Source organism: Micromonospora sp. RHAY321 (assembly GCF_023896955.1).
Classification (GTDB): Bacteria; Actinomycetota; Actinomycetes; order Mycobacteriales; family Micromonosporaceae; genus Micromonospora.
On the sequence record NZ_JAMHIW010000007.1, the window covers coordinates 19,749 to 35,118 of the forward strand.

Below are 15,370 nucleotides of genomic sequence, written 5' to 3' on the forward strand. Positions count from 1 at the left end.
GCCGCCGCGGCGCCGAGGAGACACCGCGGCGACCCACCATGCTCACACCCCCACGGGCACCCGCTCCTCCTCGCGCTGCGCGGCGCGGGCGGCCAACCGCCGTTCCCGCTCCTGCGCGCCGATCAGGTCGTCGGGCAGCGAGTCGGGCACCTCCAGGTCGAAGCGGCGCAGCAGCCGGATCGCGAAGCCGCCCAGGGTGATGAGGATCAGCGCCGCACCGAAGCAGACGTACGCGAAGCCGATGCCCCGACCCGGGCCGGTGCCGATCACCGCGCCCACCGACCCGGCAAGCCCTCCACCGGGGGCGAGCAGCGGCTCGAACAGCGCGGTGGCCCCCGGCGCGAGCAGCGCGAAGCCGATCGGCAGCGTCGACCAGGAGATGGTCTGGTTGAGGCTGAACACCCGGCCGTGGAAGCGCTGCGGCACCTTGACCTGGACGATCGTGGCGTAGATGGACTGCGCGGTGGTCATCGACATGGCCAGCCAGAAGGCCCCGACGCAGATCATCGCGACCGACGCGTCCAGGCCGACCAGGACACAGCCGACCGCCGTGCCGAGGTTGCCGATCAGCACGCCGATCATGCGGCGGTGCCGGGGGCCGCCCCACAGCGCCATGAGTACGCCACCGGCGACCGCCCCGACCGCCTCGGCGAGAGCGACCTGGGCGACCTGCGTGGCGCTGCCGAAGGAGAGCACCAGCGGGGTGGTGAGCACCAGCGCGGGGGCCAGGAAGATGTTGCCCAGCGCGAAGTAGCCCAGCATCAACCGGAAGCCACGGTGCCGCCACGAGTAGCGCAGGCCGTTGGCGATCGCCACCAGCAGCCGTTCCTTGGGCCGCCAGCCGAGCAGGTCGGGGAAGCGGACCAGCGACAGGGTCACCACGGCGACCAGGTAGCTGACCACGTCGAGCAGCAGGATGCCCTTGAGGTCGATGGCGGCGAGCAGACCCGCGGCGAAGACCGGCATCAGCAGCATGGCGAAACCGTTGGAGAGCTGCGTGATGCCCATCGCGTGCCCCAGGTAGCGCTTGGGCACGAGCTGCGGCACCGCCGACTGGAACGCGATGCGCTGGAACGACCCGGCGACCTGGCTCAACGCCACCAGGGCGTAGATGTGCCAGAGCGACAGGTTGTCGGTCCACAGCAGCGCGGCGAGGATCAGCTGGATCGAGCCGGCGCTGCAACTGGCGATCATCATGATCTTGCGTCGGCTGACGCGGTCGGTGATCGCGCCCGCGACCGGCAGCATCAGCACCCCGCAGACCAGCGCCAGGGCCCACAGCAGGCCCAGGTTGGCGACCGAGCCGGTGCGGGTGAACAGCCAGATCGGCAGGGCGAACGCGGTCAGCGCCGAGCCGGTGGTGGAGACCAACTGCCCGGCGGTGACCGCCACGAAGCGGGCCATGCTCGGGCGGACCACCGGTTGCTCCGGGCCGACGACGGCGTCCACGCCGCGGGTGTCGGCCACCGCCCAGCCGGCTTCCTCGCCGCGTGCCCGCGGGGTCAGCGTCCCGACGTCGCCGGCGAGGAGCGCCGGGTGCACGCGGGTGACGATCTCGGCCAGCTCCTGCGCCCGGTACTTGAGGAAGAAGTGCCCGGCCTGGTCGAGGACGACCAGCGCCAGCCGGTCGCTGAGGAACTGCCACTCGGCGTACCGCTCGGTGTGGTAGTCGGTGACCGGGTCCTCCGAGCCGACCACGGAGATGATCGGAGCGCGCAGCTTCACCGCGCGCCGGTCGAGCAGGTCGGTGAAGTACTCCTCCGAGGCCCGGGAGTCGGCGCGCATGTTGCTGATGATCCGATCGGCCTGCTCCGGGTCGAGTTCGTCGGTGTCGACGCCCATCGACTTGAGCCAGCTCGCGTAGTGCCGGTTGCTGCGCAGCTTCTCCAGGCGGGTACGGACCGCCGCGAACAGCCCCTTCGGACGGGCGAACGGGAACATCGCGCCGATGTAGAGCGCCGTCAGATCCCGGCCGGCGGCCTCCACCTTCCGGGCCACCTCGGCGACGATCGCGCTGCCGACCCCGCAGTGCCCGTACAGGGCGAGCGGACCCTCGACGCGTTCCAGGATCTCCTCGGCGACCCGGGTGGTCAGCTCGTCGAAGGGCAGCGCGTCCTCGGTGAGGCCCACGTCGTGCCCCGGGATCGCGAGGGACCAGAGCGCGTGTCCGGCCGGCAACGCGTCCGCGAGGGGCTGGTAGACGATCGCGCTGCCGCCGCCGTACGGCACGCAGACGTACGTGATGACCCGCTGTGCCGCCGGGATCGGCTTGGTCAGCTCGTAGAGCAACCGGCGCGGCCCATCGCCCTCGCCGCCGCCGGACATGAACGTGGCCAGGTCGCGGATGGTCCGCTGCTGGAACAGGTCCATGACGCCGACCGGCCGCCCGCCGTGCTCGGCCTTGCGGATCCGCGCCACGACCTGGGTGGCGAGCATCGAGTGCCCACCCAGGTCGAAGAAGTCGTCGTCGATGCCGAGGGTGTCCACCCCGAGCACGTCGGACCAGATGCCGGCGAGCATCCGCTCGGTGTCGTCGCGCGGCTCGACCAGAGCCACCGACGCGGCGCGGGTGACGACCGGCGCGGGCAGCGCTCTGCGGTCCAGCTTGCCGTTCGGGGTCAGCGGAAGCGCGTCCAGGGTCACGAACGCGGCCGGCACCATGTACTCGGGCAGGGTCTCCTTCAACGCCGCCTTGACCACGTCGTGGTCGGCCGCGCCCACCAGGTATCCGGTGAGCCGCTTGTCGCCGGGGGTGTCCTCGCGGACCAGCACCACCGCCTCGGTCACCCCGGGTTGGGCGCGCAGCGCACTCTCGATCTCGCCCAGCTCGATGCGCAGCCCTCGCAGCTTGACCTGGTGGTCGATGCGCCCGAGGAACTCCAGCACCCCACGGGCCGGGTCGCCGGGTGCCACGCGCCAGCGGGCCAGGTCGCCGGTGCGGTAGAGCCGGGCGCCCGGCTCGGCGGCGAACGGGTCCGGCACGAACCGCTCGGCGGTCAGTGCCGGCCGGCGGTGGTAGCCCCGGGCCAGCCCGACCCCGCCGATGTGCAGCTCACCGGCGACGCCGACCGGGCACGGGTTGCCCCGGGGGTCCAGCACGTGCAGCCGCAGGTTGCTGATCGGTGCACCGATCGGCACGCTGGTCAGCTCGCCCAGCAGCGCCGGGTCACACTCCCACGCGCTGACGTCGATGGCCGCCTCGGTCGGGCCGTACAGGTTGTGCAGACCGCTGGCGGGCAGCCGGGCCGTGAAGTCCCGGGCCGCGGCGAGCGGCAGCTCCTCGCCCGAGCAGATCACCCGGCGCAGCGCGGTGGCCGCCTCGACGCCGTCCTCGGCGAGGAAGACGGTGAGCATCGACGGTACGAAGTGGGCGGTGGTGACCCGCTCGGAGACCAGCAGGTCGCGCAGGTAGCCGGCGTCCTTGTGGCCGCCCGGCTCGGCCAGCACCAGCCGGGCGCCCTCGCGCAGCGGCCAGAAGAACTCCCACACCGACACGTCGAAGCTGGCGGGGGTCTTCTGCAACACCGCGTCGTCGGCGCCGAGCCGGTAGGTGCGCTGCATCCAGTCCAGGCGGTTGACGATGCCCCGGTGGGTGTTCGGCACACCCTTGGGACGGCCGGTGGAGCCGGAGGTGTAGATGACGTACGCGAGGTTGGTCGGGCCGGCCGTCGGCGTCGGGTCGGTCGCCGGCTGACCGGCCCAGACCGCCTCGTCGTCGAGGGCGAGCACGGTGGCGTCGGTCGCCGGCAGCACGTCCCGCAGGTGCTCCTGCACGAGCACCACCGGCGCGGCGGCGTCGGTCACCATGAACGCCAGCCGGTCCGCCGGGTACTCCGGGTCCAGCGGCAGGTACGCGCCGCCGGCCTTGAGCACGCCGAGCAGGCCGGCGACCAGCTCGACGGAACGTTCCGCGCAGACCCCGACCAGGGTCTCGGGGCCCACTCCGGAGGCCCGCAGCCGGTGTGCGACCCGGTTCGCCGCCGCGTTCAGCTCGGCGTACGTCGTCGACCGGCCGGCGAAGCGCAGCGCGACCGCGTCCGGCGTACGGGCGGCCCGCTCCTCGATCGGTGCGTACAGCATCTGCTGCCGGGGGAAGTCACCGTCGGTGTCGTTCCAGCCGGCGAGCAGTTCCCGCTCGGCGGGGGCCAGCAGGTCCAGCGCGGAGAGCGGCTGGTCCGGGGCGGCCATCACGGCGCGCAGCAGGGTGGTCAGCCGGTGCGCCATCCGCTCGACGGTGGCCCGGGTGAACAGGTCGGTGTTGAAGACCAGCTTGCCCCAGAGCCCGTCACCGGTCTCGACGGCGTGCAGCTCGAAGTCGAAGCGGGTGGCGCGCAGCTCCATCGGATGCCACTCGAAGCCGACCCCGGCGTCCTCGGCGACCCCGTCGAACCGGCCCATCTCGTAGTTCTGCAACACGAACATCGCCTGGAACACCGGTGAGCGGCTGACGTCGCGGGGCAACCCCAGCTCGTGCACCACCCGGGCGAAGGGCACCTCGGCGTGCTCCAACCCGTCCAGCACCGCACGCCGGGTCCGCTCCAGCAGCTCACCGAAGGTCGGGTCACCGGCCAGCTCGGCGCGCATCGGCAGCATGTTGACGAACATGCCGACCACGTTCTCCAGCTCCGGTGCCGACCGGCCGGCGACCGACGCGCCGACCGCGAAGTCGTCCTGCCCGGCGTGCCGGGCCAGGAACACCTGGTACGCGGCGAGCAGCGTCATGAACAGCGTGCCGCCGTAGGAGCGGGTCAGGGCCAGCAGCCCCTCGGTGGCGGCCCGGTCCACGGTGAACTCGACGAAGTCACCCCGGTAGGTCTGGGTGGCCGGGCGCGGCAGGTCCAGGGGCAGCTCCAGCGGGGTGATCCCGGCCAGCCGCTCCTTCCACCAGTCCAGGTGCCGGCGGGCGACCGGGCCGGCCAGCTCCCGCGCCTCCCAGACGGCGAAGTCGCCGTACTGCACCGGCAGGGCGGGCAGCTCACCGTCGCGGTAGCGGGTGATCAGGTCGCGCAGCAGCACGTCCACCGACCAGCCGTCACCGACGATGTGGTGCTGACCGAGGAAGAGCACGTGCTCGGTCGGCGCCAGCCGGATCAGCAGGGCACGCAGCAGCGGCCCGCCGGCCAGGTCGAACGGCTCCGCCGCGGCCTGGTCGACCAGCGCCTGCGCGGCGGCCTCGTCGGCGGCCTCGACCACGGTCAACGGCACCTCGACCGCGTCGTCGAGCACCACCGTGGGCCGCCCGTCGGAGTCGGCCGGGAACCGGGTGCGCAGCGACTCGTGCCGCCGGGTCAGGTCGGCCAGCGCGCGGCGCAGCGCCGCGACATCGAGCGGGCCACGCACCCGCAGCGGCACCGCGATGTGGTACGCCGCCTCGCCCGGAGCGAGCTGGTCCATGAACCAGACCCGCTCCTGGGCGTACGACAGCGGCACCTGCGCGTCCGGCGGGCGCGGGGTGATCCGGGAGGCGGGTGTGCCGCCCGACCGGCGGCGCAGCCGTTGGGCGATCAGCGCCTGTCGGGCGGCGTCGCGGGCCGCGTCCTTCACGTCGGTCATGAGGAAATGTCCTTCTCCGCCGCGAGCAACGCGGCGACCTCGGTTTCGGAGAGTTCGTCGAGTTCGGCGGCGATCCGCTGTTCGATCTGGGCGGCCAGGTCGGCCACCACCGGGCTGCTGAACAGCGCCCGCATCGGCAGCTCCACGTCCACCTCGGCGCGGATGCGGGCCATCGCGCGCATGCCGCGCAGCGAGTTGCCTCCCAGGGCGAAGAAGTCGTCGAGCGCGCCGACCTTCTCCAGTTGGAGGATCTCGGCGTAGACCTCGGCGACCAACGCCTCGGCGTCGGTGCGCGGGGCGAGGAAACCGTCGGAGGTGGCGGCGGCCGGCGCCGGCAACGCGGCGGTGTCCAGCTTGCCGTTCGGGGTCAGCGGCAGCGCGTCCAACCGGACGAACGCGCCCGGCACCAGGTGCGCGGGCAGGTCGAGGGCCAGCTCGGCGGCGAGTGCCGTCTCGTCGACCGTGCCGACCAGGTAGCCGACCAGCGTCGGTTCGCCGCTGTCGCTGCGGACCACGACCGCCGCCGCGTCCACGTCCGGGCGGGCGCGTAGCACCGACTCGATCTCGCCCAGCTCGATCCGCATCCCGCGGATCTTGACCTGGTCGTCCCGGCGGCCCAGGTAGTCCAGCGTGCCGTCGGGCCGCCAGCGGGCCAGGTCACCGGTGCGGTACATCCGCTCCCCCGGCGGCCCGTACGGGCAGGGCAGGAAGCGCTCGGCGGTGAGCGCCGGGCGCCGCAGGTAGCCCCGGGCCAGTTGCGCGCCGGCGACGTACAGCTCGCCGACCACGCCCGGCGGCACCGGGTTCAGTGCGGCGTCGAGCAGGTGGACCCGGGTGCTCCAGGTGGGCTGGCCGATCGGCACCGGCCCGGCGTGCACCGGTTGCCCGGGCGGGATCCGGGCCGCGACACAGCCGACGGTCGCCTCGGTCGGGCCGTACTCGTTGATGACCGCCACGTCGGGGTGCGCCGCCCGCCAGCCGGCCAACTGCTCGCCGGTCAGTGCCTCCCCGCCGATCACCAGGTCGGTGGTGGGCGACAGCGCGCCGTCGAGCAGCGGCAGGTGGCTGGGGGTTACCTTCAGGAAGGTCGGCGGTCCGCCGGCCCGGGCGCCCGGCGTGTCGATGCCGGCGAGCCGGACCGTGCCGCCGGCGGTGAGCGGGCCGAGCAGCCCGGTCACCGTCAGGTCGAACGAGACCGGCGAATGCAGCAGCGCCGTGCCGGCCAGACCCGGGTATGTCTCTCGTGCCCAGGCCAGGTAGGCCGCGACCGCGCGGTGCTCGACCACCACGCCCTTCGGCCGGCCCGTGGAGCCGGAGGTGTAGAGCACGTACGCCGGGTGCTGCGGGCGCAGCGGCGCCCGGCGGTCGTCGTCGGTGAGGTCGGTGTCGTCCAGGTCGGCGGCGGTCGTCGGCTCCAGCAGCAGCGCGCCGGCCGGAGCCAGCGCGGCCGTCTGCGCGGTGGCCAGCACCAGCGTCGGCTCCGCGTCGGTCAGCAGGTAGCCGATCCGGTTCGCCGGGTAGCCGGTGTCCACCGGCAGGTACGCCGCGCCGGCCTTGAGCACCGCGAGCATCGCCACCAGCAGCTCCGCCGAGCGGGCCAGCAGCAGCGCGACCCGGGTCTCCGGGCCGGCACCACGGTCGACCAGCAGCCGGGCCAGCCGGTTGGCCCGGGCGGCCAGCTCGGCGTAGCTCAGCTCCACCCCGTCGCAGATCAGGGCGATCGCGGCCGGTGTGGCGGCGGCCTGCCGTTCGACCTCGGCGACCACGGTGCTCGGGGCCACCTCGTCGCCGGTGCCGGTCCAGGTGAGCAGCAGGTCGCGTTCGGCATCGTCCAGCAGTGGCAACGCGGACAGCCGCGTCGCCGGATCGGCGACGGCGGCGGTGAGCAGCCGCAGGTAGCGGGCGACGACCGTCTCGGCGCTGGCCCGGTCGAACAGGTCGGTGCGGTAGACCAGCCGGCTGGTGCCGCCGGTGATGTCGAAGGCGAGGTCGTCCTTGGTGGTGCCCAGCGGCACCGGGTCCAGACCGGAGTCCGGGATGAGGTTCAGCGCGGTCTGGAACACCGGTTGCACCGACGGGTCACGCTGCGGGGCGACCGCCTCGACGATCCGTTGGAACGGGGTCTGCCCGTGCTCCATCGCGTCCACCAGGCCGGTACGCACCCGGCCGAGCAGCTCGGTCACGCTCGGGTCGCCGGTCAGGTCGCACCGCAGCGCGACCGGGTTGACGAACATGCCGATCAGCGGGGTCAGCTCGGCGGTGTCCCGACCGGCGGTGGAGACGCCCACGACCACCTCGGGGTCACCGGAGATCCGGGACAGCAGGGCGGCGAAGGCGGCCAGCAGCACCATGTACGGGGTGGCGGAAGTGCCCGCCGCGAGCTGCCCGACCCGGTCCAGCAGCCCGTCGGGAAGGTCGAAGCGCACCTCGTCGCCGGCGAAGCCGAGCTGGGCGGGGCGCGGCCGGTCCAGTGGCAGGCCGGTCACCGCCGGCGCGCCGGCCAGGTGGTCGCGCCAGAAGGCGAGCTGCCGGTCCAACTCCTCACCGGCGAGTTGGTCGCGCTGCCAGACGGCGAAGTCGGCGTACTGGATGGGCAGCTCGGGCACGTCGGCGGGCGCGCCGGTCAGCGCGGCCCGGGTGAACGCGGCCAGTTCGGCGTCGAGGAGCACCGCGGAGTGGCTGTCGAAGACCGCGTGGTGCACCACGAACTGCAACCGGAGCTGGTCGGCGGAGAAGCGGACCAGCCGTGCCCGCCACAGAGGTGGGGCGTCCAGCGGGATCGGGGTCCGGGCCAGCTCGGCCATCGTCTCGGCGTGGCGGCGCACCTGCTCGTCGTCGGGTAGCCCGGTCAGGTCCAGCACGGGCACCTCCAGCGGCTCGGCGGCCCGGACCACCTGCACCAGCGCGCCGTCGACCATCCGCAGGTGGGTGCGGAGCGACTCGTGCCGGGCGACCACCTGACCGAGCACCTCGACGGCCTGGGCCGCGGTGACGCCCGCCGGGAACCGCCACGGCGCGGAGACGTTGTAGACCGGTGAGCCGGGGTCGAGCTGGTTGGCCGTCCACACCCGCTCCTGGGCGAAGGAGGCCGGGAAGGTCCACTCTCTGGTCATCGTTGCTGCCTTCCGTTCGCGACTGCGGGGCTCCGCTTCGCTGCACTCCTCGCGCTCACTTGCTCGCCTCGCGTACCGAGCGGGGACGCATGTCGGTCCAGACGGTGTCGATGTGCTCCAGGCACTCGGCGCGGGTGCCGGCGAACGCGGCGTCGTGCCACCCCGCCGGGAGGTCCCGGTCGGCCGACCAGATCGAGTACTGCTCCTCGTCGTTGCGGACGACCAGGAATCGGGGTTCGGCCATCACTGTGCTCCATCGGTGTCGGGGGTGTGCGGTTCGGCCATCGCGACGGCGATCTTGCGGGGGCCGGTGAACGGCTCGCGGCCGTGCGCTGCGGTCATGTTGTCCACCACCAGCACGTCGTCACGCTGGTAGTCGAAGCGGACGCTGGCGGCCCGGTAGGCGGCGCGCAGGTGGTCCATGACGTCGGCGGGAATCTCGCCGCCGTCTCCGTAGTAGGTGTTCGACGGCAGTCCGTCGGCGCCGAACATGGCCAGCAGCCCCTCCTGGAGGTCCTTGGCCAGGCTGCTCACGTGGAAGAAGGTGGCGTGGTTGAACCAGCGGGGAACGTCCGAGCCGGGGCGGTTGTGGACGGCGTCGCGGACCGCCCGGGTGCGCAGACCGTCGCGGCCCACCCACTCCAGACTGATCCGGTTGGCCGTCGCGTACGCCTCGACCTCGGCCCGTTCGTCGGTGCCGAACACGTGCTGCCAGCTCGCGCCGAAGTCCTCGTGGAAGTTGCGCATCAGCATCCAGCGGCGGCGGACGAACTCCTCCCGTACGGCCGGGTCGATCTCCTGGTAGACCCGGCGGATGTCGGCGAGCGGGGTGGCGCCCAGCGTCTGCGGCGCGGTGATGCAGTAGAAGAACAGCGTCAACGGCCAGCGCGCCTGGTACGAGTTCTCGTTGTGCAGGAAGATCTCCTCGTCCGGCGGGTAGTCGGTCGAGGTGTACACCCGGCCCTTGATGGCGTGCCGCGGTGAGGACCGCTCCGTGTAGGTCAGCGGTTCACCGGACAACGCCCGGACCACCTGGTCGAAGCCGTCGACTCCGCCCACGTCGAAGCCCCGGAACAGCAGCCCGCCCTGCTCCGCGAGGGTCGCGCGCAGCTCGGCGCGGCGTTCGGTGATCAGCTCGGTCAGCGCCCGGCCGTCGGATTCGACGACGACGGGCAGCGTGGCGATCGTGTCGCTCATGGCTCTCTACTCCTGCTTTCTCGTCACGCGCGGGGCAGTCGCGGAATGGCGGGGATCGGTGCCGGGCTGGCCGGCTCGTCGGTGGTGGTGGCGCGCATGTCCTCGATCCGGGCGGCCAGCCCGGCCACGGTGGGGGTCTCGAAGAGGCTGCGCATCGGCAGCTTCACGCCGGTCGCCCTGCGCATCGCCGCGATCAGCTGCACCGCGACCAGGGAGTTGCCGCCCAGGGCGAAGAAGTCGTCGTCCACGCCGACCTCGGCCACCCCGAGCCCGTCCTGCCAGACCCGGGCGATGGTCATCTCCAGCTCGGTGCCCGGTGCGGCGCCGCCGACCCCGGCGGAAGGGGCGGGACCGGAGACCACGTCGTCCCCGGTGAGGTTGTCGGTGGTGACCCGGCCGGCCCGGCGCCGGATGTCGTCGACCGTGCGGGTCGCGATGACCACCTGGGCGCCGAGGCCGGCGGTGAGACTGCGGCGGAACGCCTCCGCACCGTCCACCGGCCGGATGTCCTCGGTGGTGGCCGGCGGTGCGGCCTCCGCGGTGGACGCTTCGGTGAGGCCGCCGGTGACGGCACCCTGGTCGACCCGGCGCAGCACGAACTCGCTGATCGCGACGAGCTCCCGGCCGTCCGGGTCGCGCAGCGACAGGTCGGCGGTGACCACCTCGTCCGTGCCGCCGGCCCGGTGCCGCAGCTCACTGGTGAACCGGGCCGGCAGCGGCCCGCGCACCACGATCCGGCCGTACGACAGCGGCAGGTAGGTGCCACTGCCCTGGCCCCGGCCGAACGCGGTCGCCACGTCCAGCAGTGCGGGGTGCAGGCCCCAGGCGGGCAGGTCACCGACGGCCGCGGCGGGCGCCTCGACCACCGCGAGTTCGAGGCCGTCGGCCAGGTGGTGCTCGCCCAGCGCGGCCCAGCGCGGGCCGAAGGAGAGGATGCTGGTCCGGCCCCGGCCGAACGACGCGTCGTCGTCCACCCGTCGCCCGGCCGGGGCGACCGGTCGGGCCGGCGGGGCCGGTTCGGCGGTCCAGCCGGCCGCGCCGCGCACATGGGTACGCAGCCGGCCGCCGGCGAGGCTCCGCACGGCGAAGTCGGTGCCGCCGTCCTCGGCCGGCGTCAGCTCCACCCGGTACTGGGCGACGGTGCCGTCGGGCACCGCGAACGGCTCCAGGAACACCACGTCACGCAGCTCGACGGCCGCGCCCGGCCCCGGGGCGGGCAGTGCGGCGGCCACCGCGGCCCGCACCGTCTCCAGGTGGGCGGTGCCCGGCACCACCGGCACTCCGCCGATCCGGTGCTCGTCGAGCAGCCAGTGCGTGCTGGCGGACACCAGCCCGTGCAGCACCGTCTCCGCCGGCCCGGTGACCTTCGTGGTGAGGACCGGGTGGTCGAGCCCGCTGGTCACCGTGTCGCGGCCGGCGGCCCGGAACCCGGCTGGCGCCGTCGTCTCCACCGCCATGCCCACCTCGGCCCAGCCGCCCCAGTTCTGCGACAGCACCGGGGCGCGCCAACCCGCGCCGGAGCGGGCGTGCGCGTCCAGGAACGCGTTGGCCGCGCAGTAGTCGACCTGCCCGAAGCCGCCGACCACCGCCGTGATGGACGAGCAGAGCACCACGAAGTCCAGCGGCAGGTCACCGAAGACCTGGGCCAGGGCGAGCGTGCCGGCGAGCTTCGGGGCGAGCACCCGCTCGGCCTCGGCCCGCTCCTTGACCTCGGCCATCCCCCCGCCCGGCAGGCCGGCCGCGTGCACGATGCCGTCGACGCCGCCGTACGCCGCCGTCGCGGCGTCGCGGACCCGGCGCAGGTCGGCCGGGTCGGTGACGTCGGCGGCGAGCACCAGCACCTCAGCCCCGGCCGCCTCCATCCGCCGGATCGCCGCGATGGCCCGACCGGCCCGGTCGTCGCCGTGCACGGCGAGGTGGTCGTCCCACCGGTCGCGCTCCGGCAGCCCGGACCGGGCCAGCAGCACCAGCTTCGCCCGGGCCCGGGTGGCGAAGTCCTCGGCCAGGGTGATGCCGATGCCGCCGAGACCGCCGGTGATCACGTACCGGCCGCCGTCGCGCAACGCGCCCGGCTCCCCCTCGGCGTCGATCGTCACCTGCTCGACGTCGGCCACCCAGCGGCGGCCGCCACGCAGGGCCACCTCGGGCTCCCGGGGGCGGCGCAGCTCGGCGACCAGCGCCCCGGTGTCGTCGCCGGTCGGGTCCGCGTCGACCAGCCGGACGCCGAGCCCGGGCAGCTCGGCGGGGAGCACCCGGGCCAACCCGGCGAGGGTGGCGTGCTCCGGGCGGCGCAGGTCGTCGCCGCGTACGTCGCCGGTGCCGGCGGTCACCAGATCCAGGGCGAGGTCGCTCTCCTCCCCGGTCAGCCCCGCGCCGGCGAACGCCTGCACCAGGTGCAGGGCGCTGAAGAAGCCCAGCTCCTGCGCGGCCCAGGTGGCTGCGATGTCGGTGCCGGTGGGCGCGCCGTCCAGGGTGAACGCGTGCACGAGCCGGGTCGGCGGCGCACCGTCGGCGGTGAGCGCGGCGACCAGCGCGTCGTGGTCGGCGCGTACGCCGGGGCGCAGGCGGTAGCCACCGTCGGCGGCGGCGAAGGAGTCGCCGGGGCGTACCGGCACCGGCTCGGCGCCGGCGGCCCGCAGGCCGGCGACCAGCGCGTCGCCGCGCGGACCCGCGGTCAGCACCAGGCAACGACCCAGCGGCCCGGCCGGCGGCAGCGACGCGGCCTGCCGCCAGACCGGCACCGCGAACCACTCGGACAGCGGTCGCGGCCCGGTCTCCACCTCGGCGGTGGTGGCCGGCTGCACCGGGTCCGGGTCGATCCAGTACCGGCGGCGTTCGAACGGGTAGGTGGGCAGCGGCACCCGCCGGGCGGTCGGGTCGGCGTCGACGCGCACCGGCATGCCGGCGCACCACAGCGCGCCGGCGGTGCCGAGCAGGGTAGCCAGGTCTCCGCTGCTCGCCCCGGCGGCGGGCAGGCTGCCCAGCGGGGTGAGCGGGCGCTGCTCCGGCGTACCCTTCGCGACCTGCATCCGGGCCAGGTTGGCCAGTTGTCGCCCGGGGCCGCACTCGACGAGCTGCCACGTGCCCGTGGCGAGCAGGGTCGCCACGCAGTCGCCGAAGCGGACCGGCCGGCGCAGGTGCCCCGCCCAGTACGCCGGATCGGTGGCCTGCTCGGCGGTGATCCAGGTGCCGGTGACATTGGACAGGAACGGCACCCTCGGCGGATGCAGCGGCACCGTGCCCATCAGCGCCGTGAACTCGGCGAGGATCGGCTCCATCATCGGCGAGTGGAACGCGTGGGAGGTGCGCAGGACCTTCGACTTGCCCTTCAACGTCGCGGCGAACGCCTCGACGGCCGCCGTCTCGCCGGCCACCACGCAGGTGCCCGGGCCGTTGACCGTGGCCACGGAGAGCCCCTCGGGCAGCAACTCGGTGACGACCGCCTCGTCCAACGCGACGGCGAGCATCGAACCGGCGGGCAGCGACTGCATCAGCCGGCCCCGGGCGGCGACCACCCGCAGCGCGTCCGGCAGGGTCAGCACACCGGCCACGGTGGCCGCGACGTACTCGCCGATGGAGTGGCCGATCATCGCGGCCGGGTGGACTCCGGTGGCCTGCCAGAGCACGGCGAGGGCGTACTCGACGGTGAACAGCGCCGGCTGGGTGTAGCGGGTCTCGGTGAGCTTCTCCCCCGCCGCCGGGTCCCGGCCGAGGATCAGGTCGCGCAGGTCCAGGCCCAGGTGGGGGCGGAGCAGCTCGGCGCACTCGTCGACGGCCGCCGCGAAACGGGGCTGCTCGGCGTAGAGCTGTGCGCCCATCCCGGCGTACTGGGCGCCCTGGCCGGAGAAGAGGAACGCCACTGTCGGGGCGGGACTGGTGGTCAGTGGTTGCGGTCCGCGTGGTCCGCGCACCGGGGCGCGCAGGGCCGTGACGGCCTCCGGGATGTCGGTGGCCACCACGGCGCGGCGGTGCGGGTGGGCGCGACGGCCGACGAGCAGGGTGTGCGCGACGTCGGCGAGGTACGCGGGCCCGGCGTCAGCCGTGCCGTCCAGGTGGGCGGCGAGGCGCTGCACCGCGGCGTCCAGGGCGCTCGGGGTGGCCGCGCTGAGCTGGAGCAGGTGCGCCGGCCGCACCCGCCTCTCGGTGCGGTACGCCGCCGGCGCCTCCTCCAGCACCACGTGGGCGTTGGTGCCGCCGATGCCGAACGAGCTGACCCCGGCCCGGCGCGGCCCCCCGTCGGTGTCCCACTTGGTGAGGGTGTTCGCCACGTAGAACGGGGTGTCGGCGAACTCGACGGCCGGATTCGGCGTCTCGAAGTTGATCGTCGGCGGGATCAGCCCGTGCTCCATCGCCAGCACCGTCTTGATCACGCTGACGATGCCGGACGGCTGGCTGAGGTGGCCGATGTTCGACTTCACCGAGCCGATGCCGCACCAGCCCCGATCGTCGGTGTCCCGCGTGTACACGGCGGACAGCGCGGCCACCTCGATCGGGTCGCCCATCGCCGTGCCGGTGCCGTGCGCCTCGACGTAGCTGATGGTGCGCGGGTCGACGTCGGCCATCGCGACGGCCTGGGCGATCGCGGCCACCTGCCCGTCGACGCTCGGCGCGGTGAAACCCACCTTGCCCGCGCCGTCGTTGTTGATGGCGTTGCCGAGCACCACGGCGCGGATGGCGTCCCCGTCGGCGATCGCGTCGGAGAGCCGCTTGAGCAGGGTCACCCCGACGCCGCTGCCCCACACCGTGCCGTTGGCGTCGGCGTCGAACGGGCGGCACCGGCCGTCGGGTGAGGTGAAGCCGTCCATGCCGAGGTAGCCGACGTGCGGCAGCTCGACGTTCACACCACCGGCGAGAGCCATGTCGCACTCGCCGTTGCGCAGCGCCTCGCAGGCCAGGTGGAACGCCACCAGCGAGGTGGAACAGGCGGTGTGCACGGTCATGCTCGGCCCGCGCAGGTCCAGCCGGTACGACACGTTCGTGGCCACGTAGTTCGGCGAGTTGCCGGTGGCGATGGAGACCGCGCCGTGCGGGTTGCCGCCGACCCGCCGGTTGCGCAGCACGTTGCGGTGCAGGTACGTGTTGCCGCCGGTGCCCGCGTACACGCCGATGGCTCCGTCGTAGCGGGCCGGGTCGTAGCCGGCGTCCTCCAGCGCCGCGTGGCAGGACTCCAGGAACAGCCGGTGCTGCGGATCGGTCAGCTCGGCCTCCCGGGCGGTCATCCCGAACAGGGTGGCGTCGAACTCGTCGTAGCCGTCGACCAGCGGGGCGCGGTTGACCCAGCCCGGGTCGTCGACCTCATCGAGCCTCGCGCCCCGGGCCAGCTGTTCCTCCCGGGTCAGCTCGGTGACCGACTCCACCCCGTCGACGAGGTTGCGCCAGAACTCGTGCACGTCTGCCGCGCCGGGCAGGCGCGCGGCCAGACCGACGATCGCGATCGGTTCGATGCCCTCGTGGGGCAGCTCGGAGACGTCGTCGGGTAGGTCGACTGTGGTCGGATTGCTCATCAG

At 73.8% G+C, this 15,370-nt stretch carries 5 protein-coding genes; all 5 read right to left on the reverse strand.

From position 1 onward, the window contains the following. Positions 1 to 42: 42 nt before the first annotated feature. The 5 genes from M8C17_RS17280 to M8C17_RS17300 are packed head-to-tail and all read right to left on the reverse strand — an operon-like array spanning position 43 to position 15,367. Positions 43 to 5,553 (reverse strand): non-ribosomal peptide synthetase/MFS transporter, encoded by a 5,511-nt coding sequence (locus M8C17_RS17280; RefSeq protein ID WP_252417518.1) that lies wholly within the window; start codon positions 5,551 to 5,553, stop codon positions 43 to 45. Continuing rightward, a complete protein-coding gene (locus tag M8C17_RS17285; protein WP_252417519.1) occupies positions 5,550 to 8,666 on the reverse strand; it encodes an amino acid adenylation domain-containing protein in 3,117 nt (1,038 codons plus the stop codon). The genes M8C17_RS17280 and M8C17_RS17285 overlap by 4 nt, the downstream gene beginning before the upstream one ends. Before the next feature lie 55 nt (positions 8,667 to 8,721). Further along, entirely contained in the window at positions 8,722 to 8,910 is a 189-nt protein-coding gene (locus M8C17_RS17290; RefSeq protein WP_252417520.1) for an MbtH family protein, read from the reverse strand. Further along, positions 8,910 to 9,863 carry a TauD/TfdA family dioxygenase gene (locus tag M8C17_RS17295; protein ID WP_252417521.1) on the reverse strand — a complete coding sequence of 318 codons (954 nt, stop codon included), beginning with the start codon at positions 9,861 to 9,863 and terminating at the stop codon, positions 8,910 to 8,912. The genes M8C17_RS17290 and M8C17_RS17295 overlap by 1 nt, the downstream gene beginning before the upstream one ends. 23 nt (positions 9,864 to 9,886) lie before the next feature. Beyond that, a complete protein-coding gene (locus tag M8C17_RS17300) occupies positions 9,887 to 15,367 on the reverse strand; it encodes a type I polyketide synthase (RefSeq protein ID WP_252417522.1) in 5,481 nt (1,826 codons plus the stop codon). Positions 15,368 to 15,370 lie beyond the last annotated feature (3 nt).

What these genes read in the sequence shown, in the direction of transcription:
- M8C17_RS17285 (WP_252417519.1), bottom strand. Translation starts at nt 8,666, where the DNA reads ATGACCAGAGAGTGGACCTTCCCGGCCTCCTTCGCCCAGGAGCGGGTG.
- M8C17_RS17295 (WP_252417521.1), bottom strand. Translation starts at nt 9,863, where the DNA reads ATGAGCGACACGATCGCCACGCTGCCCGTCGTCGTCGAATCCGACGGC.
- M8C17_RS17280 (WP_252417518.1), bottom strand. Translation starts at nt 5,553, where the DNA reads ATGACCGACGTGAAGGACGCGGCCCGCGACGCCGCCCGACAGGCGCTG.
- M8C17_RS17300 (WP_252417522.1), bottom strand. Translation starts at nt 15,367, where the DNA reads ATGAGCAATCCGACCACAGTCGACCTACCCGACGACGTCTCCGAGCTG.
- M8C17_RS17290 (WP_252417520.1), bottom strand. Translation starts at nt 8,910, where the DNA reads ATGGCCGAACCCCGATTCCTGGTCGTCCGCAACGACGAGGAGCAGTAC.